We start from the raw sequence: 20,492 nt of genomic DNA, 5'->3' as shown, positions 1-20,492 counted from the left end.
GCGCGGGGGACGGGGGCGGCGAGGGCGATCAGCCCAGGACTTTCTGCACGGTGGCGATCAGCTGTTCGGGATTGAACGGCTTCACCAGCCAGCCGGTCGCACCGGCCGCCTTGCCTTCGGATTTCTTGTCTGCCGCTGACTCGGTGGTCAGCATCAGCATCGGGGTGAACTTGTACTCAGCCAACTGGCGCAGCTCGCGGATCAGCGAGATGCCATCCATGTTGGGCATGTTGACGTCGGTCACCACGGCGTTGAAGCGCTGTCCCTTGGCGCGGTTGAGTGCGACGGCGCCATCCTCGGCTTCTTCGACGGCAAAGCCGGCCGAGGTGAGGGCGAAGGAGACCATCTGGCGCATCGACGCCGAGTCATCCACCACCAAGATACGTGCGCTCATGCCGCGTTCTCCACAGAATTCAGGTTGTCATGGGGTACATCCAGGCCGAGGGCCTGGCTGACGCCGAGCAGTCGCGCGGCGTCGGAAAAGGTTGCGGTGCATCCGCTGAACTGTGTCGGCCGGCCTGCACTGCGGCGGTCGTGCACGAACGCGCACAGCACCTGCACCGCTGCGGTGTGGATGCGGCTGACCCGACTGGCGTCAAGCACCACGGGCGCGGCCTCGGCCAGCAGCGGGGCCAGGCGGTTCTTCAGCTCGGTGCTGCTCTCGATGCCGAGATCTTCACCCAGGTCCACTGTGCTCATTGTTGCTCCGGACAAACGGTTCCAGACTTCATAGCGGCAATTTCCGGGAAAGCTTTAGGGATGGGTTTTTTTGTTTATGGGCAAGGGCGGGAAAAGCAGCCGACTGAAGTCAGCTCTACCAGGCGCACCCACCAAGCGCACCGCCGAGCGCACCATCAGGCGCACCACCAAGCGCACCGCCATCCCCACCGCCACGCGCTCCAGCGGCCGCAGCACCCGGATCACCGGCCGCGTCAGAGGCCGGCTGGCTGCGATCAGTTCAGCAGGCGCGTGGCGTCGAGCAGGATCATCGGCTGGGCGCTTACCCGGGCCACGCCACGGAAGATGTCGTTGCTGATCCGGCAGATACGCGCGGTGTCCGGGGGCTCGATCTGCGAGTCGCTGAGGTTGGTCACATCCTCGACCGCGGTGACCCGCAGGCCCATGATGTCGCCGTTCTCCTCCAGCACCACGATGCGGGTCAGCGCATCTTCGCCCGCGGGTGCGCCACCCAAGTGGATGCCCAGGTCCATCACCGGTACCACCTGCCCACGCAGGTTCATGATGCCCAGCATGGCCGGGGCGGTGCCGCGCAGCGACAGCAACGGCACCGGCAGCACTACCTCCTGCACCTTCAGCAGCTCCAGCGCGTAGGCCTGGCTGCCACAGCGCAGGCGCAGCCAGCGCGAGCTGCGCTCGGCGGCGCGGCGCTGGGGTGAGGACGCATGTCCGTTCTCACGGGCCTGTTCCTGCAGTTCCTGCCACGTGCTGGGCGCGCCGGCCGCGCTCGCCGGCGGCAGCAGGTTGGACGGGCGGTTCGGAATGCGCGGGGGCGCGGGGGCGCGGGCAACCGCGGCGGCGGCGATCGGCGCGGCGGGCGCTGCCAGGATCGCCGTGTCTGCCGCGGTCGGGTCGGCAGCGGCGGCAAAGGCGGCTTCCAGCGACGGGCTGTCCGCATTGGCCAGCACGGCCGCGATGTCCTCGCCGGTTTCGTAGATCACCTCGTCGGGCAGGTCATCCCAGGTCGGTGGGCGTTCGGGCGGCGTCGCGGCGCTGGCGTGGTTCATCGCGTCCAGGGTGGCATCGAAGGCAGCCTGCAGCGCTGCTTCTTCATCGTCCACGACGGCGGGGGCGCCGGTTTCGTAGACGACCTCATGCGGCAGGTCATCCCAAGTGGGCTCGCGCGCGTCGTCAGCGTCATCCGGCACTGCAGGGGCGAGCACCTGCGCAGCGTCGGCCGCAGGCGCGTCGGCCGATGCCACCGCGTCACCCAGCAACTGTTCCAGATAGTCGTCCAGCACCTGTTCGTTGTTCATGCGGCCTGCTCCAGCGCGCGCGCATCGTCGGTCAGGATCCACTCCAGCGCACGTCGATAGGCCGCGAGCCCGCGCCCGGGGTAGTCATCGCCTTCCACCGGCGTCATCAGGGTGGCAGCGCTGCTCATGCGGGTGTCGACCGGAATCGCGTCATCCCAGACCCGCGTGAGGTGGCGGTCCTGCATCTGCCGCAGCGTCTCGTTGCCGGCGCGGGTGCGTCGATCGAACAGGGTAGGCAGGATCGACATCGGCAGCGGACGGCGGCGCGAGCGCTCCACCATCTCGCCGGTGCGGACCATGCCATCCAGACCGTGCAGGGCCAACGGCTCGGCCTGGGTGGGAATGATCAGGCGATCAGCGGCTGCCAGTGCGTTGATCATCAGCAAGCCCAGCGTGGGTGCGCAGTCCAGCAGGATGTAATCGTGACGGCCTTTGTGGCGGGCCAACGCGTTCTGCAGCGACAGGCCCAGGCCCGGCTGGTTGGCGCTGCGCCGTTCCAGCGTGGCCAGTGCGGCCTGCGCGCAGACGTGGTCCAGGCCGGGGATGGCGCTGGGGTGGCTGAGCACGGACAGCTCCACCGGCGGGGTGGCGAACAGATCCAGTACGCCCGCCGGCGGTGGATCCAGCGGAATGCCGAACGAGCGGGTCAGCGATGCATGCGGATCGAGATCGATCAGCAGCACGCGATGGCCCAGGCCGGCCAGTTGGCGCCCCAGTGCGAGGGTGGTGGTGGTCTTGCCGACTCCGCCCTTCTGGTTGGCGATTGCCCAGATGCGCATCGGTCTACTCCTTCATGGCGGGGGTGACGGCGGCGCCGATGGGGCTGCCGGCCGGGGCGGGCGCGCGGGGCGCCTGCGGGAGGGGGGGTAAGGCAATAGGGGCGATCACCGGCGCGTCGGTGTCGCTGGAGGCGTTGAGGCGCTGGCTGATGGGATCCACGCCGTGGCTGGTATCGGCCAGGATGATCACCATCACGCGGCGGTTGCGGTTGCGGCCGTCCGCACTGGTGTTGTCTTCGCGGGGGCGGAACTCGCCGTAGCCGACCATCGCCAACCGGGCGGGCTGCAGCCCCTGATCGGCGAACAGATGCACCACGCTCGCCGCACGGGCCGCCGACAGTTCCCAGTTCGACGGGAACTGGGCCGTGGCGATCGGGATGTTGTCGGTGTGGCCTTCCACGCGCACGCTGTTGGGCACGTCACGCAGCACCTCGGCCAGCTTGGCGAGCGTGTCGCGTGCGTGCACATCGAGCATCGATGCGCCGGTGGGGAACAGGATGTCGCTGTTGATCTCTACTTCGATCCACAGCTCGGTACGGCGCACGGTGATCATGCCGCGGTCGATCAGCGGTGTGAGCGCGGCGGTGAGTCGGTCGGCGATGCCATCCAGCTGTTTTTCGGCCTGCTTCAGCTGCTCCTGGTCGCGGAACGAGATGGGCGAGCGCATCTGCGATGCCATCGAGGGCAGCAGGGTAGGGTCGTTGGCCGGGGCCGGTGCCGAGGGACCGACGCGGCTGCCGGCGTTGATCACCGACGGGGTGTCCCAGCCGCCGCCCTTTACCTGGTGACTGCCTACCTGCACCGGGTTGATGGTGCGTGGCGCAGACCCGAAGGCGCTGCTCAAGGCACTGGCGACCACCCGGTACTTGCCTTCGTTGACCGTGGAGATGGCATACATCACCACGAAGAAGGCAAGCAGCAGCGTCATCAGGTCGGCGTACGGAATCGCCCAGGCCTCATGGTTGGCATGCTCTTCGTGGTGACGGCGGCGGGCCATGTCAGTGCAGGAATCCGCTCAGGTTGGTTTCGATGTTGCGCGGGTTCTCGCCGTGGGCGATCGAGATGATGCCTTCGATGGCCATCTCGCGATCGCGCGTAGTGTGGGCGATCACGCTCTTCAGCTTGGCGGACACCGGCAGGAACAGCAGGTTGGCCGAGGCGATGCCGTAGATGGTGGCGGTGAAGGCCGCCGCGATGCCGTGTCCCAGCTTGCTGGGGTCGGCAAGGTTCTTCATCACGGCGATCAAGCCCAGCACCGCGCCGATGATGCCCAGCGTCGGGGCATAGATGCCCATGGCTTCGAATACCTTCGACGCGGCCAGGTCTTTGTGTTCCTGGCTGCTCAGTTCGATCTCCAGCATGTGCCGGATGGTTTCCGGCTCCACGCCATCCACCAGCAACTGCAGCCCCTTGCGCAGGAACGGATCGCTCTGCGCGTCGACCTGCGCCTCCAGGCCCAGCAAGCCCTGGCGGCGCGCGATGTTGCTCCATTCCACGATCTGCGTGATCAGCTGGCGGCGGTCGCTCTGCGGCGGGCGGATGACCCAACGCACGATCTTGAAGGCGTGCTTGAACACTGCCGGCGCGGTATGCAGCAGGATCGAGGCAAGGGTGCCGACGATGACGATGACGAACGCGGCAGGCGACCACAACGACGCCAGGCCGGCGCCCTTGAGGATGCTGCCCCCCACCAGAGATGCCAAGGCGAGGAAGAGTCCGATGAGGCTGAGTCTGTCCATGGATCGGTTATCGGCCTGTAGCGGGGTGACTTGAGGTGGTGGCCAGGCAGTGGCCGACCGGCGTCACAGTTTTCATCCGTCGTGCGGGCTGCGAAGGCCGTCCACATCCAGGATCAGGGCCATGCGTCCATCGCCGATCAGGGTCGCCCCGGCATAACCACGCAGCCCGCGCAGGGCCTTGGGCAGCGGTTTGATGACGACCTCTTCGCGGCCCCGCACCTGGTCCACGACCAGGCCGAAGCGGGTCTCGCCCGCCTGCAGCACGACGATGGTCAGCAGGTGCGACGGTGCCGGTTCCACGTCCAGCCAGTGGCGCAGGTCCACCAGGGCCAGGGTGTGCGACAGGCGATCAAGCACGGCGCGTCCATCGAACCAGCCGAGGGACGTGGCCGGTGCATGCAGCACCTCCAGCACGCGTGCCAGCGGCAGGGCGTACACATCCTCGCCGGCCTGCACCAGCAGGGTCGGCAGAATGGCCAGGGTAAGCGGCACGCGGATCATGAAGCGGCTGCCGCGGCCCAGTTCGGACTGGATCTGGATCTGTCCGCTGAGTTCGCGGATGCGCGACTGCACCACGTCCATGCCCACGCCGCGGCCGGAGATGTCGGTGACCTCGGCCTTGGTCGAGAAGCCCGGCAGGAACACCAGGTGCAGGCACTCTTCGCTGCTCAGGCGGGCAGCGGCCTCCGGATCGATCAGGCCCTTCTCGCGCGCCTTGGCACGCAGTTTCTCCGGGTCGATGCCGGCGCCGTCATCCTGCACTTCGATGCTGACGTAGTCGCCTTCCTGCTGCGCGGACAAGCGCACGTGGCCGCTGCGGGGCTTGCCCTGCGCTTCACGCAGGTCGGGCATCTCCACGCCGTGGTCGATGGCATTGCGCACCAGATGCACGAGCGGATCGGCCAGTGCCTCGACCAGGTTGCGGTCCAGTTCGGTTTCGGCGCCGAACAGTTCCAGTTCCACTTCCTTGTTCAGCGAGCGCGCGACATCGCGCGCCACTTTCGGGAAACGCGAGAAGACCTTGCCCACCGGCTGCATGCGGGTGCGCATGACCGCCGACTGCAGACGCGCGGTCGCGATGTCCAGCGTGGACACGGCGCGATCAAGCTCTTCGTCGCGCAAACGCACGCGCAGGGTCTTCAGGCGGTTGCGCGACAGCACCAGTTCGCCGATCAGGTTGACGATGGCATCCAGGCGCTTGGTGTCCACGCGCACGGTGTGTTCGGCCTCGGCCAGCGGCTTGGCGGGCTTGGGCGCGGGCGTGGGCGCGGCGGCAGGGCGCTTCGGCGGCGGGGCCGCCTGTGCAACGGGCGCCTGCTGCGCGAGTGTACTGCCCGGCACAGCGCCGCCATGCAGCTGATCCAGCAAGGCCTCGAACTCGTCCTCGCTGATCATGCCATCGTCGGCCTTGGGCGCGACCGCCGTGGGCGCGGCGCCGCCATGCAACTGGTCGAGCAGGGCCTCGAACTCATCGTCGCTGATCATTTCCGAACCGGCGTCGTTGCCGGCCAGCGCGGCCGACGCGGCAGGCGAGGGGGCCGCGCCGACATCGAACTGGGCGATCAGGTCCGGCGGGGCATGGCCCGGTTCTTCGCCGGCCGACACCGCATCCAGCATCGCCTGCAGATAGTCCAGCGATTGTTGGCCGGCATCGAAGTGATGCGGCTGCAGCGTGGCCTGTCCGGAGCGCGCCAGGCCGAGGGTTTCCTCGGCGGCGTGGCACAGCTCCACCATGGCGTGGATGCCGAGGAAGCCGGCACCGCCTTTCAGCGTGTGGTATCCCCGGAACACCGCATTGAGCTGGGGGCTGTCCTGCGGGTCCTGCTCCAGGGTGACCAGCTGCTCGCCGAGACGATCCAGGATTTCCTGCGCCTCGATGATGAAGTCCGCAGCGATGTCGTCGGCGATTCCACTCATGCTCAGAGCCCCAGGTCGGACAGCAGGTCGTCGGCGTCCAGCTGGGACACCGCGTGGCGATCCACACCGGCCACGGCCGGTCCGGCCAGCGCCGGCTCAGTGCGGCCCTGTTGGCGCGATGCCTGCAGCTCCGGCGGCAGGCCCAGGGCACCGAAGCCTTCATGTACGCGGCGCACGATGCCCACCACACGGCGGATGATCTGGCCGGTCAGGTCCTGGTAACTCTGGGTCAGCGCGATCTCGGTCAGGTTGTGGCGGATACGCTCGAGTGCCTGCTGCTGCTCCAGTGCGGGCAGCGCCTCCTCGCCCAGGCGGGCGGTCAGGGCACGGCATTCCTCGGTCAGGTCCAAGGTGCGGTGGGTGGCCTGTTCGGTCATCGTGACCACGTGGTCCAGCCGCGCGCACGCATCGTCGAGCTCTTCAGCATCGGCGTCATGACCGACGGTGGGCAGTTCTCCCAGCGCCTGGCCCAGCTCGCGGGCCAATCGTGACAGGCCGGCCATCATCGGCTGGGTGCGTGCCGCCGCCAGCGCGTCGATCTGCACACGCCAGCCGGCTTCATCTCCGGCTTCCAGTGCGGCCAATGCTTCCTGCAGGCGTTGGACCAGCCACGCCTTGTCCATGGCGACGTCCATCAAGCGCTCGCCGCCAGGCGTTCGAAGATCTTGCCCAGTTTTTCCTGCAGCGTCTGTGCGGTGAAGGGCTTGATGATGTAGCCGTTCACGCCGGCCTGTGCCGCTTCGATGATCTGCTCGCGCTTGGCTTCGGCGGTCACCATCAGTACCGGCAGGGTCTTCAGCTTGGCGTCGGCACGGATGGCCTTCAGCAGCTCGATGCCGGTCATGACCGGCATGTTCCAGTCGGTCACCACGAAGTCGAAGGACTGGCTCTGCAGCAACGCCAGCGCGGCATGCCCATCCTCGGCCTCGGCGGTGTTGCTGAAGCCCAGGTCGCCCAGCAGGTTCTTGACGATGCGACGCATGGTCGAGAAATCGTCGACGATCAGGATGCGCATGTTCTTGTTCAAAGCTTCATTCCTCTTGGGTACTTATGCTTCCAGGCCCGCGTCAACGGCCTCGAAGGCTTTCAGTCGGCCACGCAGGCGCAATACCGCCTGGCCATGGATCTGGCAGACCCGCGACTCGCTCACACCGAGCACTGCGCCGATCTCTTTAAGGTTCAATTCCTGTTCGTAGTACAGCGACAGCACCAGCTGTTCGCGCTCGGGCAGGTGGCCGATGGCCTTGCCCAGCTCGCTGCCGAACTGGCTGCGCTCCAGCACCTGCTGCGGGGTGGGTCCGCCTTGGGCGACGGTATCCAGCTCGCCCTGGTCTTCGATGCGCGATTCCAGGCTCAGCACCTGGCCACGCGAGGCATCTTCCATCAGCCGTAGGTATTCCGGCAGCGGGATGTCCATCGCCGCGGCCACTTCGGTGGCCGATGCGGCGCGACCCGTGGTCTGCTCCAGGCGACGGATGGTCGAGGCGGCATCGCGGGCGCGGCGGTGCACCGAGCGCGGCACCCAGTCGCCGCGCCGGATCTCATCGATCATCGAACCGCGGATGCGGATCGAGGCATAGGTTTCAAACGAGGCCCCCTGGTCGGCGTCGTAGCTGCGCGACGCTTCCATCAGGCCCATCATGCCGGCCTGGATCAGGTCATCGATCTCGACGCTGGCGGGCAGTCGCGCGGCCAGGTGGTGGGCGATGCGCCGCACCAGGTCCGAATGCTGCGCGATGCACTCGGTGGCGGCGGTGCGCTGCACCTCGCGGTATTGAGCGGCGCCTTTCATGCCACCACCCCCCGCTGCTTGAGGATGCGTTCGAGGAAGAACTCCACGCCACCGCGCGGCTCGGTCGGTGCCTGCCAGCGGGCGGTGCGGCGGGCGATTTCGTTGATCGCCAGCGCCGACGGGCTGGACGGGTAGGCTTTCACCACCGGCTGCTGGCGCTGCACGGACATGCGCAGCCAGTCATCCTGCGGCACGCAGCCGAGGTAGTTCAGCGAGACATCGGCGAGGAATTTCTCGCAGACCCGGCTGAGCTTTTCATACAGCACGCGCCCTTCGTTGGGGTCGCGCACCATGTTGGCCACCACCTGGATGCGATCCACGCCGCGTTCGCGCGACAACACCTTGATCAGCGCGTAGGCATCGGTGATCGAGGCCGGCTCATCGCAGACCACCACCACGGTGTCCTGCGCGGCCTGGCAGAAGGTCAGCACGCCGTCGGTGATGCCGGCGGCCGTGTCGACCACCATCACGTCCAGATCGCGCTCCAGCTCGGAGAACACGTTGACCAGGCCGATGTGCTCGGCCGGTGCCAGCTCGGCCATGTGTCGCCGACCGGATGCAGCCGGAACCACCAGCACGCCGTTGGGTCCCTCGATGATCACTTCTTCCAGCGTGCAGCGCCCGGCGATCAGGTCGGCCAGGGTGAACTCCGGCTTCAGGCCGAGGATCACGTCGATGTTGGCCAGGCCGAGGTCGGCATCCAGCAGCAGCGTGCGTTTGCCCATGCCAGCGAGCGCCACGGCCATGTTGGCCGAAACGTTCGTCTTGCCCACGCCGCCCTTGCCGCCGGTGACGGCGATGGTGCGGACCGGGCCCAGCGGCTGGCTGCGGGTGGCCGACAACGGGAAGGTCGTGGTCAGCTTGGCGTATTCACGCGACGGCATGGTTCAACTCCGGGTTGCAGGGCATATCGGCCGCGCGGCGCAAATCTTCAAGGCGAAGTACAAGATTGGCCGCACTGGCCCGGTGCAGGTCTTCAGGAACGTCCTGGCCATCGGTCACCCAGGTGATCGGCAGGCGGTGGTCGACGGCGACCGACAGGGCCGTACCGAAGCGACCGGTCTCGTCCAGCTTGCTCAGCACGACGCCCTGCAGGTTGGCGGCGCTGAAGCGGCGCACCACTTCGTCCATGTCGCCGAAGCTGGTGTTGGCCGGCAGCACCAGCAGGGTGCTGACCTTCGGCGCGGCGCGCAGCCACTGCAGCTGCGAGGCCAGGGTGCGGTCGCGCGGGCCGACGCCTGCGGTGTCGATCAGCACCAGCTTGTAGTCCTTCAGGCGTTCCAGCAACTGATCCAGGTCGGTGCCGCTGCTGGCCTCGTGCACGGCGATGCCGAGCTGGCGGCCGAAGCCGTACAGCTGCTCGCGGGCGCCGATGCGGGTGGTATCAGTGGTGACCAGGGCGACATCGCGCGGGGCGTGGCTTTCGGCAAAGCGCGAGGCAAGCTTGGCGATGGTGGTGGTCTTGCCGGCACCGGTGGGGCCGACCAGCGCGATCACACCGCCTGCCTCCAGCGGGTCGACCGGCGAGATCGGCAGCTTGCGCGAGAGCAGGCCCAGCATCAGGCCGCGACCGCGGTGGGCCTCGGTCTCCAGCGGGATCTGCAGCACCACGTCGCGGGCGATACCGGCATCGAAGCCATATTCGTCCATCAGGTCCAGCGCGGCGGCGCGCACTGGATTGCCGCGCAGGCGCTCATCGGTGAAGCGGTGCATTTCGCGCTCGATCACCTGGCGCATGCCGGCCACTTCGTTGCGCAGGTGGCGCATCTCTTCGTCGTCGCGGGCGATGACGGTGAGGGTCGGCGGGGCGACGATCGGGCGCGCCGGTTGTACGGCCTCGGCGACCTGCAGGGCCGGCAAGGTTTCCGCCGAGCGTGGCTCGGCGCTACCGGAGGTCGGCGCCGGGAAGGTGTCCAGGGCGGCAGGCGGCTGCGGGGCCGCGGAGATGTCCGGGGCGGCCGGGGGCTGCGGCGTCGAGAGGGTGTCCGGGGCGGCGTGGGTCTGCGGCACCGGGAGGGTGTCCGCAGAGCGTGGCTCGGCGCTACCGATCATCGGCATCTGCGCAGCGAAGGCCATCGGCAGCGGCGGCGGCAGCACGGTCGGGGGGCGGATGACCGGCGCGGTAACGACCGGCGGCTCGATGGCGAAGGCTTCATCTTCCACCCACGCGCGCGGCAGCGGCGGCAGTGGGCGCGGTGCGCTGGCCTGCTGGCGCGGTTCGGGCTGTGCGTGTTCGAACGGGGCAAAGATCTGCTCCGGCAGCGCCGGTTCGTTGACACGCTGCGGCGCTTCGCGATGCAGTGCACCGCCGGCGGCACGGGCCAGGGTCGCCGCGAATCCTTCGCTGCCGCGCTGCATGACGATTTCATCGCTGCTGTTCAACGTGCGACCCGTCGCGCCCACCGCTGCGCGTGCCAGGGCCGCAACGGCCGACGTGGTCGCCGCCACCGGTTCGATCTCGGCGACCGGCTCGCGGCGACGGGTCATCGCGGCGATCATCGCGTCGGCGGCGGTGCGCGGACGCGGCGCCGGTGCGGCTGCCTGCACGGGCGCACTGTCCTTGCGGGCGGTTTCCAGTGCACGCTGCACCACGCTCTCGTCGTAATGTGCGGCCGCCACGATTTCGACGCCTTCCTCGATCCGCCGGTTGGACAGGATGACCGCATCCGGTCCATGTTCCTTGCGGACCAGGTTCATGGCCGATCGCATGTCGGCGGCGACGAAGCGTTTGATTTTCATGCTGGGGTACCGGGACGGAGTCGGTTCGGTGGCAGGGGATCGCGATTGTTCGGTGGTCTGCACGGTGCGGGGTCCCCTTGGAAAATGGTTGGATCACTACGGTGGCGGCGGCGCTGCTGCCGGTTTCCCGGCGCCGGTGGAGGCCCGCGGTCAGCTGATCGTGCCGACCAGCTTCAACCGCTTGTCTTCCGGCACCTCGCTGTACGCCAGCACCGACAGCGATGGAACGCTGTGACGGACCAGGCGTGCCAGCGCGGCACGGACCGGGCCCGGTACCAGCACCACGGCGGGCTCGTTGCGGGCTTCCTGCTTGCTGACACAGTCGGCAAGACTCTGGTGCAGCCGTTCGGCGAGTCCGGGTTCCAGCGCAGCGCCGTTACCCTGCGTGGACTCCTGCAAGACGCGTTCCAATTGCGGGTTGAGGGTGAACACCGGCAGCTCGGCGGACATGCCGGCGATCTCCTGCACGATGAAACGGCCCAGCGTGTTGCGCACTGCCGCGGTGAGCACGGTCGGGTCCTGGCTGGACGGTGCGGTTTCCACCAGCGACTCGGCGATCTTGCGCAGCTGGCGTACCGGGATGCGCTCGATCAACAGGTTCTGCAGCACGCGTACCACCACCGACAGCGGCACGGCCTTCGGGGTCAGGTCTTCGACCAGCTTCGGGGCGCTCTTGGCCAGGTTGGCCAGCAGCTGTTGCACTTCCTCATGACCCAGCAGCTCCGGCGCATGCTCGCGGATCAGGTGGGACAGGTGGGTGGCGACCACGGTGGCCGGGTCCACCACGGTGTAGCCCATCGATTCCGCATGGGCGCGCTGATGCGGCTGGATCCACGTGGCATCCAGGCCGAAGGCCGGGTCCTTGCCGGCGATGCCGTCCAGCTGGCCCAAGGCACTGCCCGGGTCCAGCGCCAGTTCGCGGTCAGGATGGATTTCCGCCGTCGCGACCGGCACGCCGTGGATCAGCAGGCGGTAGGCGGTGGCGGGCAGTTCCAGGTTGTCGCGGATGTGCACCGAGGGAATCAGGAAGCCGATGTCCTGCGTCAGCTTGCGACGCACGCCCTTGATGCGGGCCATCAGTTCGCCGCCCTGTGCGGCATCGACCAGCGGGATCAGCCGGTAGCCCACTTCCAGGCCCAGCGGGTCGACCGGACGCAGTTCGTCCCAGGTCAGTTCGGCGCTGGGTGCGGGGGCGGCGGGGCGACCCAGCGCGTCCATCGGCTGGGCGGTCGGCGCGGCGTTGGCCTGCGTCTCGGCCAGCTGGCTCTTTTTCCATATCTTCCAGGCCATGAAGCCCAGGATCCCCGCCAGCGTCAGGAAGGCGACGTTCGGCATGCCCGGGACCAGGCCGACCACGCCGATGATGCCGGCGGTGATGGCCAGCGCACGGTACTGGCCGAACACCTGGCCCATCATGGCCTGGCTCATGTCCTGCGAGCGCGAGGCGCGGGTGACCAGCATCGCCACCGCACTGGACACCAGCAGCGCCGGCAGCTGCGCCACCAGGCCGTCACCGATGGACAGCAGGGTGTAGGTAGCCGCTGCGTCGCCGAAGGCCATGTTGTGCTGGAGCATGCCGACGGCCAGGCCGCCGATCATGTTGATGAAGAGGATCAGGATGCCGGCGATGGCGTCGCCGCGGATGAACTTGCTGGCACCGTCCATCGCACCGTAGAAGTCTGCTTCCTCGCGGACCTCCTCGCGCCGGGCCTTGGCCTCTTCACGCGTCAACAATCCGGCATTGAGGTCGGCATCGATGGCCATCTGCTTGCCGGGCATCGAGTCGAGGATGAAGCGCGCGGTCACTTCGGAGACGCGGCCTGCACCTTTGGTGATCACCACGAAATTGATGATGGTCAGGATCGCGAAGACCACGATGCCGACGGCGTAGTTGCCGCCGATGACGAACTCGCCGAAGGCGGCGATCACCTTGCCGGCGGCCTCGTGACCGTTCTGGCCGTTGAGCAGGATCACGCGGGTGGAGGCGACATTCAGTGCCAACCGCAGCATCGTGGTGACCAGCAGCACGATCGGGAAGATGGTGAAGTCCAGCGGACGCTTCACATACACCACCGCCAGCAGCACCATCATCGAGATGGCGATGTTGAAGGTGAACAGCGCATCCAGTACGGGGGCGGCCAGCGGTACGACCACCATGGCCAGCAGGGCCATGACGATCAGCGGCGCGCCGAGCCCCTGGCGGATCATGGCCAGGATGCTGCGGGTATTGAAGGTGCCGGGCTGGGCGCTCATCGCGGCGCCCCGTCAGGCGCGGTGCCCGGTGCGTATTCGGCCACGTCCACGTACGGCTGGCTGGGCATGGGGCCGGTGCGCCAGCTGCGCAGCTGGTAGACGTAGGAGAGCACCTGGGCAACGGCCGAATACAGTCTCACGGGGATTTCCTTTCCGAGTTCCCCTTCCCGATACAAGGCCCGTGCCAAAGGCGGCGCCGAGACGATGGCCACCTTGTTGCCCTCGGCGATCTTGCGGATGTGCTGGGCGGTTTCATCCACCCCCAGCGCGACCACCTTGGGCGCGCCCATCTTGCCGCCTTCGTACTTCAGCGCGACGGCGTAATGGGTCGGATTGACCAGCACCACGTCGGCGGTGGGTACCGCTTCCATCATCCGGCGGTTGGACATTTCGTGCTGCAGCTGGCGGATGCGCCCCTTCACTTCCGGGCTGCCTTCGCTTTCCTTCATCTCGCGGCGCAGTTCTTCACGGGTCATCTTCAGCTTGCGCAGCCAGTTCCAGCGCTGGTACGGCGCATCGATGAAAGCCAGCAGCAGCATCGCCACCGCCGTGGCCAGCAGCAGCTTCAGGGTGAAGCCGAGGCCGCGCACGATGGCCGTCTCCAACGGCTGGTGCAGCAGGCCACGCAGCAGGTCCATGCCGCCCATCATCACGATGGTGGCGGCGGTGCCGACGAACAGCACGCGCAGCAGGGATTTGACGAACTCGGCGACCGCTTCGGGGCCATACAGGCGCTTGAGGCCGGAGGCGGGATTCATCCGGGTGAAGTCGGGCATCATCGCCTTGCCGGACCAGCGCAGGCCACCCATCACCACCGGGGCCAGGAAGCTGGCCAGCAGGCAGACGATCAACAGCGGTGCGGTGACCAGCAGCAGGCGCAGGAACAGGTCACCGACATGCCCGAACAGCTCCATCGGGTGCTGGCGCAGCGAGAGGTCGGGGGTCAGCGCCTGTTTCATCCAGTCGATGCCGCCGCTGGCCAGCTGCCCGCCGGTGGCCATCACCGCCAGCACGCCCCCGCCGAATACCGCAGCGGTGGCCAACTCGCGCGAGCGCGGCGTATTGCCCTGTTCGCGGGCCTCGCGCAGTCGTTTTTCAGTTGGCTGTTCGGTTTTTTCGCCGCCGTCTTCGTTCTCGGACATCGCGCGCAGATCCAGGGGGGTGCCCGGCAGGCTGCAAGATCCGTGCCGTTGCAGCTCACCGGTAGCGCCGACCCGGGGTCGGCGAGCGAAGCGGGCCCGGACGATGCGGGTATCCGCCGAGCGTGGCTCGGCGCTACGGGGTCGGCTTCACCTGCGGCCTTCGCTCACCGTGCAACTGCAGGAAACGTGCGGCCTCGACCGGACGCCCCAGCAGATAGCCCTGCAGGGAGGTGCATCCCAGCTGCTCCAGGCAGCGCCGCTGGGCGATGGTTTCCACGCCTTCGGCCACCACGTCCATGTGCAGGGCGCGGCCCAACGCGATGATGGACGACACGATGACCACGTCCTCGCGGCTGTTGGCCAGGTCGCGCACGAAGGCGTGGTCGATCTTCAGTTCCGTGGCGGGCAAGCGCTTGAGGTAGAACAGGCTGGAATAGCCGGTGCCGAAGTCGTCGATGGAGATGCCCACTCCCAGCGCCGACAATCCCTGCAACAGGTCGGTGCTGGTCGTCGTGTCGCGCATCACCGTGCTCTCGGTGATTTCAAGGATGAGCTGGCGCGCGGGCAGCTGATGACGTGCCAACGCACTGGCCACATCCTGCAGCAGGCCGGGCGCGGTGAACTGCAGCGGCGACAGGTTCACTGATATCGTCCAGTCGTCCTGGCCAAGGCAATGCCACTGGCGCAGCTGCCTGCACGCTTCATCCAGCGCCCAGCGCCCCAGCGCGCCGATCAGGCCGCTGCGTTCGGCCAGGCCGATGAACTGGTCGGGGGCGATCAGGCCGCGCTGCGGATGCTGCCAGCGGACCAGGGCTTCGGCACCGCAGACGTCCCCGTCTTCTACCCGCAGCTTCGGTTGGTAATGCAGCAGCAGCTGGTGGCCGTCGATGGCGGCGCGAAGCTCGGCCTGCAGCGCCGCTTGCGCAGCGGCATCGGACTCCATCCCCTCGATGTAGACCACATAGCGGTTGCGACCCCGCTGCTTGGCCTGGTACATCGCAGCGTCGGCGCAGGCCATCAGCTGTCGCTCGGACATCGCGTGGTCGGGGCACAGGGCGATGCCGATGCTCGCGCTAACCCGCAACTCGTGGCCGACGACCAGATCGTGGACATCCAGCGCCTGCAGCATGTGCTGCGCAAGCAGGGTCATGTCCTGCCCTGCGTCCAGGTCGGCCACCAGCACGAACTCATCCCCGCCCAGGCGTGCAAGCAGGTCACGCGGACGCAGCAGGCGGCCAAGCCGCTCGCTGACTGCAATCAGCAGCGCATCGCCGGTCTGGTGCCCGTAGACGTCGTTGACGTGCTTGAACCCGTCCAGATCGATGAACACCACAGCGAAGCGCTGGCCCGATGTGGCCACCTCGCTGAGCGATTGCTCGATGTGCTGCTGCAACAGCCTGCGATTGGGCAGGCGGGTGAGGGGGTCGTGCAACGCAGCCCGTGTCAGTTCGGCGTGTGCATCATCCAGGCTGTGGCTGAGTGAAGCGTTGCGTACGCGCAGCAGGTGGGTCTGCAGGCGTTGCTCCATCCAGGCCAACAACAACGCCCCTCCCAGTATCAGCCCGGTAACCAGCACGACCAGCAGCGCCAGGATGTCGCTGGGCAAGCTGCCGCCAGCCAGTGCGCCGCAGACGCTGTCCTGCGGAAACCGCGCTGCGGCCATGCCGGTGTAGTGCATGCCGCCAATGCCGGCGCCGAGCATGACCGATGCGGCCAGGCGTGCCGACAGGCGCGCTTGTGAGCGGTGCAGACGGAACACGATGAACAGGGCGCTCCAGCTTGCCGCGACAGCCACCAGCAGCGAGGCGACGACCCAGCCGAAGTGCCACTGGATGGGCGGCTGCATACGCATGGCCAGCATGCCGACGTAGTGCATGCTGGCAATGCCGGTGCCCATCAGCACTGCGCCACCGGCCAACCGTCCGTGCGGCAGGGTGGGCCGGGTGACCAGCCAGAGGGCGAACACGGATGATCCGATGGCGATCGCCAGCGACGCGGAGGTCAGGGTCCGGTCATAGGCCACCGCAATGGGCAGCGCGAAGGACAGCATGCCGATGAAGTGCATCGACCAGATGCCAAGGCCCATGGCGCAGCCGCCGCCGAGCCGCCAGGCCCACATCGCCGACGCGCCGTCGCTGCGCGCAGCGCGTGATGCCATGGCCAGTGCGGTGAACGATGCCAGCGCAGCGACCAGCAGGGACAACATGACCAACGAAATCTCGTAGCGGCCCTGCAGCATCGTCGATCTCCTGTTCGACTTGCGCTGGCTCGTGCAGGTCAGCGCATCTTCCCGATGAATCTACCGCTAAATGGCGTGGATACATACGCGGTGGTATCCCTGCCTGCTGTCAGTGAGCTGCCTTGCATGCTGCGATCAGCGGACCACGGCACCGGCCGCATCAAAGGCGGCATCGAACAGGCGCTGCACGGGTGGGCCCATCTCGCCCGCCAGCACGGCCAGCAGGGCCAGCCCCAACAGCAGCGATACCGGCAGGCCGAGCTGGATCGGATTGAGCGCCGGGGCTGCACGGGCGAGTGCGCCGAAGGCCAGGTTGACCGCCAGCATCGCCACGATCAGCGGCAACGCCAGTCCGACGCCGCCACGCAGCACGGTCAGCAGGAAGCTGGGAGCCAAGGTGGTCAGTGCCTGCGGATCGGGCAGGGTGGTGCCGATCGGCAATGCGCGATAGCTGTCCACCAGCAGCGAGATCAACGCCAGATGGCCGTTGGCGGTGAAGAACAGCAGGCCGAACATCAGGTAGAACCATTGCCCGATGACGCCCGAGCTGCCCCCGCGCATCGGGTCGGCCATCTGCGCGAAGGACAGGCCGGTGCCTTGGGCGATCAGCTCGCCGGCCAACGCGCCGGCCTCGAATACCAGCCGCAGCATGAAGCCGATCGTTATCCCGATCACCAGTTCGCGGAAGATGGTCAGTACGGTAGCCGCATCGAATCCCACCCAGCTGGGGACGGGCGGAAGGATCGGCGCCAGTGCGATCGACAGCGTCGCCGACAGCAGCAGTTTGATGCGGGACGGCACCGCGCGGGTACCGATCAGCGGCATTGCCATGATCATGGCGCCCAGCCGCAGCAGGGTCCACAGCGTATCGCCGATCATGCCGAAGGCCTGCAGGCCGTCGGTCGCCATCTGGGTCGCAGGATCCATCAGCCGCCCTCCAGCGGGATCCGGCCCCTGTTGCAGCCGTCCAGGCGGACGACGAAGGGTGCGTGCGCCCATCGGGTACCGATGCAGGGTGGGACGAAGCGCACGACCTAGCCGATCAGATGGGGAATGCGCTGGAACAGCAGGATGGTGAACTCCACCATATGTCCCAGCAGCAGGCTGCCCAGCGCGAACAGGACGGCCGTCAGCGCCGCCGCCTTGGCGACGAACGCGATGGTCGGCTCGTTGAGCTGGGTGGCGGCTTGCACGATGCCCACCACCACGCCCACCACCAGCACGGTAAGCAACAGGGGGCCGGCCACCCATAGGGTAGCGATCAGGCCGCCGCGCAGTTCGGTCAGGGCAAGTTCGGGAGACATCGGAATTCCAGTGGAAGAGGGGCCGGGCGACTCAGGAAGGATTGAAGCTGGCGGCCAGTGTGCCGACGGTCAGCACCCAGCCATCGACCAGCACGAACAACAGGATCTTGAAGGGCGCCGACACCAGCATGGGCGACAGCATCATCATGCCCATCGACATCAGTACGCTGGCCACGACCAGATCGATGATCACGAAGGGGATGAAGATCAGGAAGCCGATTTCGAAGGCGGTCTTCAGCTCGCTGGTGACGAAGGACGCCACCAGCACCGGGAAGGGCACCGCGTCTGGACTGGCATAGGTGCCATGGCCGGCGATGCCGGCAAAGGTCATCAGGTCGGTTTCGCGGATCTGCGCCAGCATGAAGGCGCGCAGTGGCTGCGTGGTCAGCGTCCAGGCGGACTGGAAATCAATCTGCCCGTCCAGGTAAGGCGCCATGCCGGTGCTCCAGGCCTTGTCCCAGGTCGGCAACATGATCATCGCGGTCAGGAACAGGGCAAGGCCGAGCATGACCTGGTTGGAGGGCGTCTGGCCGGTGCCCAGCGCCTGCCGCAGCAGGGCCAGCACGACGATGATGCGGGTGAACGCGGTGAGCACCAGCAGCATCGACGGGATCAGGGTGATCGCGGTCATCAGCAGCAGGGTCTGCAGCGGCAGGCTGACCGGTTGCCCACCGATGCGGCCGACATTCACGTCGGGCAGCGGCGTGGCCGGCGCACCCGGCACCGCGAAGGCCAGCGCGGGCAGCAGCAACATCACCAGCAACGCCAGCCAAGGGAGCCAGCGGGTGGCTGCGGGCCGATGGCCTGCGCGCGGCAGAGAGATCGAACGCATTTCAGGAATCCTTGCGCAGCCGCTGCTGCAGCAACTGGGCGAAATTGGGGAGGTTCTTCAGGTCCGGCACGCGCATCGGCGTCGGCGGCGGGAGCGGTTCGCTCAGCGTGTGCAGCTTGCTGATGCCGCCAGCGGTCACGCCCAGCAGCATCTGCTCACCGTTGATCTCCAGCACCACCACGCGCTCCTTGGCGCCCACGGCGATGCTGGCCACCATCTTCAGGCCCTCGGCCTGGCGGAAGCTGCTGCCCGGCATGCGCTTGAGCAGCCAGCCCAGGCCGACCACCAGCGCCAGCACCAGCAGCAGCGCCAGCACGGCACCGAACAGACCGGGCGTGGAGGGCGCATGCTGGCCTACCGCGGGCGCGGCGACCTTTGCTGCCGCCTGACCGGTGGCGATGAGCAGGTGCAGGCTCAACGCAGTCTCCGGATCCGTTCGCTGGGGCTGACCACGTCGGTCAGGCGCACGCCGAAGCGGTCATTGATGACGACCACTTCGCCATGTGCGATCAGCGTGCCGTTGACCAGCACGTCCAGTGACTCGCCGGCACCGCGTTCCAGTTCCACCACCGAGCCCTGGTTGAGCTGCAGCAGGTTGCGGATCGGCAGGCGCGCACGCCCGACTTCCAGTGACAGCGTCACCGGCACGTCCAGGATCACGTCCAGGTTGAGATCGGCACCGCCGGTGTCCTCGGCCTGCAGGGCCTCGAACTGGGCAGCGATGGCTTCTTGGCGCTCGGTTTCGTTCATTGCGGGTCTTCCTGGGTAGCTGGCGCACGCTGGCGGGTGCCCGGCGGATGGGTTGCGGTGATCTTTACAGCGTTCATGCCATTGGCCACGCCGAACTGGCCGGTGAACACCGGGATGCCTTCCACGCAGACCGGCACCTCGTTGGGCAGGTCGATCGGCAGGATGTCGCCGACCTTCAAGCGGGTCAGCTCGCGCAGGCTCATGCGTTTGGTCGCGAGCACGCTGGACAGGTTGACCTCGGCCACGTTGAGCTGCTCGCGCAGGGTCTTGCCCCAGCTCTCGTCGCGGTCGTTGCGGTCGCTCTGGATACCGGCATCGAGCAGTTCGCGGATGGGTTCCAGCATCGAGTAGGGCAGGGTAACGTGGATGTCGCCGCCGCCTCCGTCGAGTTCGACGTGCAGGCGGCACACCACGACGTATTCGCGCGGGGTGACGATGTTGGCGAAGTGCGGGTTGATCTCGGAATTGAGGTACTCGAACTCCACGTCCATCACCGGCGCCCACGCCTCGCGCAGATCGGCGAAGGTCTGCTTCAGCAGCAGGTGGATGACCCGCATTTCCGTGGCGGTGAACTCGCGGCCCTCGATGCGGGTGGGGTAGCGCCCATCCCCGCCGAAGAAATTGTCGACGATGGCGAACACCAGGGTCGGCTCGAACACGATCAGGCCGGTGCCGCGCAGCGGCTTGAAGCGGATCAGGTTGAGGTTGGTGGGCACGTACAGCGAATGCATGTAGTCGTTGAACTTGATCAGCTCGATGCCGCGCACCGACAGCTCGGCCGAACGGCGGATCAGGTTGAACAGGCCGATGCGCCACAGGCGGGCGAAGCGCTCATGGACCATCTCCAGCGTGGGCATGCGCCCGCGGATGATGCGGTCCTGGCTGGCGAAATCGTACGAGCGCGCTTCGCCGGGCACGGAGGCATCGACATCGGTTTCCACCGCGCCGCTGTCGACGCCATGCAGCAGGGCATCGATCTCGTCCTGGGACAGCAGGTCATTCATGGCCGGCC

General features: G+C 67.4%; 21 protein-coding genes. All 21 read right to left on the bottom strand.

The annotated features are described in order from the left end of the window. Positions 1-28: 28 nt before the first annotated feature. Entirely contained in the window at positions 29-394 is a 366-nt protein-coding gene (locus IFT58_RS01030; protein ID WP_192079307.1) for a response regulator, read from the bottom strand. Beyond that, complete coding sequence (locus tag IFT58_RS01025; protein WP_188324133.1) at positions 391-699, bottom strand: STAS domain-containing protein; 309 nt, start codon at positions 697-699, stop codon at positions 391-393. Before IFT58_RS01025 ends, IFT58_RS01030 begins: the two co-directional genes overlap by 4 nt. 254 nt (positions 700-953) lie before the next feature. Further along, positions 954-1,994 carry a chemotaxis protein CheW gene (locus tag IFT58_RS01020; protein ID WP_192093685.1) on the bottom strand — a complete coding sequence of 347 codons (1,041 nt, stop codon included), beginning with the start codon at positions 1,992-1,994 and terminating at the stop codon, positions 954-956. Further along, complete coding sequence (locus tag IFT58_RS01015; RefSeq protein WP_188324131.1) at positions 1,991-2,773, bottom strand: ParA family protein; 783 nt, start codon at positions 2,771-2,773, stop codon at positions 1,991-1,993. Before IFT58_RS01015 ends, IFT58_RS01020 begins: the two co-directional genes overlap by 4 nt. Before the next feature lie 4 nt (positions 2,774-2,777). Then, positions 2,778-3,770 carry a flagellar motor protein MotD gene (gene motD / locus IFT58_RS01010; protein ID WP_192093684.1) on the bottom strand — a complete coding sequence of 331 codons (993 nt, stop codon included), beginning with the start codon at positions 3,768-3,770 and terminating at the stop codon, positions 2,778-2,780. Between the two features lies 1 nt (position 3,771). Continuing rightward, on the bottom strand, positions 3,772-4,512 hold the full coding sequence (locus IFT58_RS01005; protein WP_188324129.1) for a flagellar motor protein: 741 nt from the start codon (positions 4,510-4,512) through the stop codon (positions 3,772-3,774). Positions 4,513-4,584: 72 nt separating this feature from the next. Beyond that, positions 4,585-6,429 (bottom strand): chemotaxis protein CheA, encoded by a 1,845-nt coding sequence (locus tag IFT58_RS01000; protein WP_192093683.1) that lies wholly within the window; start codon positions 6,427-6,429, stop codon positions 4,585-4,587. Positions 6,430-6,431: 2 nt separating this feature from the next. Then, positions 6,432-7,064 (bottom strand): protein phosphatase CheZ, encoded by a 633-nt coding sequence (locus IFT58_RS00995; protein ID WP_192079315.1) that lies wholly within the window; start codon positions 7,062-7,064, stop codon positions 6,432-6,434. Further along, positions 7,064-7,456 carry a chemotaxis response regulator CheY gene (gene cheY / locus IFT58_RS00990; RefSeq protein WP_188324126.1) on the bottom strand — a complete coding sequence of 131 codons (393 nt, stop codon included), beginning with the start codon at positions 7,454-7,456 and terminating at the stop codon, positions 7,064-7,066. The genes IFT58_RS00995 and cheY overlap by 1 nt, the downstream gene beginning before the upstream one ends. Positions 7,457-7,477: 21 nt before the next feature. After that, positions 7,478-8,221 carry an RNA polymerase sigma factor FliA gene (locus IFT58_RS00985; protein WP_188324125.1) on the bottom strand — a complete coding sequence of 248 codons (744 nt, stop codon included), beginning with the start codon at positions 8,219-8,221 and terminating at the stop codon, positions 7,478-7,480. Continuing rightward, the gene (locus tag IFT58_RS00980) at positions 8,218-9,105 is read right to left on the bottom strand and encodes a MinD/ParA family protein (protein ID WP_192079317.1); all 888 of its coding nucleotides are present in this window, start codon (positions 9,103-9,105) and stop codon (positions 8,218-8,220) included. The genes IFT58_RS00985 and IFT58_RS00980 overlap by 4 nt, the downstream gene beginning before the upstream one ends. After that, positions 9,092-10,960, bottom strand: a complete 1,869-nt coding sequence (flhF, locus tag IFT58_RS00975; RefSeq protein ID WP_192079319.1) for a flagellar biosynthesis protein FlhF — start codon at positions 10,958-10,960, stop codon at positions 9,092-9,094. Before flhF ends, IFT58_RS00980 begins: the two co-directional genes overlap by 14 nt. Before the next feature lie 150 nt (positions 10,961-11,110). Then, complete coding sequence (flhA, locus tag IFT58_RS00970) at positions 11,111-13,213, bottom strand: flagellar biosynthesis protein FlhA (protein WP_192093682.1); 2,103 nt, start codon at positions 13,211-13,213, stop codon at positions 11,111-11,113. Continuing rightward, positions 13,210-14,355, bottom strand: a complete 1,146-nt coding sequence (gene flhB, locus IFT58_RS00965; protein ID WP_188324122.1) for a flagellar biosynthesis protein FlhB — start codon at positions 14,353-14,355, stop codon at positions 13,210-13,212. Before flhB ends, flhA begins: the two co-directional genes overlap by 4 nt. A 133-nt stretch (positions 14,356-14,488) precedes the next feature. Further along, positions 14,489-16,594 (bottom strand): EAL domain-containing protein, encoded by a 2,106-nt coding sequence (locus IFT58_RS00960; RefSeq protein WP_192093681.1) that lies wholly within the window; start codon positions 16,592-16,594, stop codon positions 14,489-14,491. A gap of 135 nt (positions 16,595-16,729) precedes the next feature. After that, positions 16,730-17,521 carry a flagellar biosynthetic protein FliR gene (gene fliR, locus IFT58_RS00955; RefSeq protein ID WP_192093680.1) on the bottom strand — a complete coding sequence of 264 codons (792 nt, stop codon included), beginning with the start codon at positions 17,519-17,521 and terminating at the stop codon, positions 16,730-16,732. A 107-nt stretch (positions 17,522-17,628) separates the two neighbouring features. Then, entirely contained in the window at positions 17,629-17,898 is a 270-nt protein-coding gene (locus tag IFT58_RS00950) for a flagellar biosynthetic protein FliQ (protein WP_188324119.1), read from the bottom strand. Positions 17,899-17,929: 31 nt separating this feature from the next. Then, positions 17,930-18,652, bottom strand: a complete 723-nt coding sequence (gene fliP, locus IFT58_RS00945; RefSeq protein ID WP_188327286.1) for a flagellar type III secretion system pore protein FliP — start codon at positions 18,650-18,652, stop codon at positions 17,930-17,932. 79 nt (positions 18,653-18,731) lie between these two features. Continuing rightward, positions 18,732-19,142 (bottom strand): flagellar biosynthetic protein FliO, encoded by a 411-nt coding sequence (gene fliO / locus IFT58_RS00940; RefSeq protein ID WP_192080064.1) that lies wholly within the window; start codon positions 19,140-19,142, stop codon positions 18,732-18,734. 2 nt (positions 19,143-19,144) lie between these two features. Further along, positions 19,145-19,480 (bottom strand): flagellar motor switch protein FliN, encoded by a 336-nt coding sequence (fliN, locus tag IFT58_RS00935; RefSeq protein WP_188324118.1) that lies wholly within the window; start codon positions 19,478-19,480, stop codon positions 19,145-19,147. Further along, positions 19,477-20,484 (bottom strand): flagellar motor switch protein FliM, encoded by a 1,008-nt coding sequence (fliM, locus tag IFT58_RS00930; RefSeq protein WP_188324117.1) that lies wholly within the window; start codon positions 20,482-20,484, stop codon positions 19,477-19,479. The genes fliN and fliM overlap by 4 nt, the downstream gene beginning before the upstream one ends. Positions 20,485-20,492: the final 8 nt, after the last annotated feature.

It is taken from the genome of Stenotrophomonas sp. CFBP 13718 (assembly GCF_014842145.1).
GTDB lineage: Bacteria > Pseudomonadota > Gammaproteobacteria > Xanthomonadales > Xanthomonadaceae > Stenotrophomonas.
This window is presented reverse-complemented; position numbering and strand designations above follow the sequence as displayed.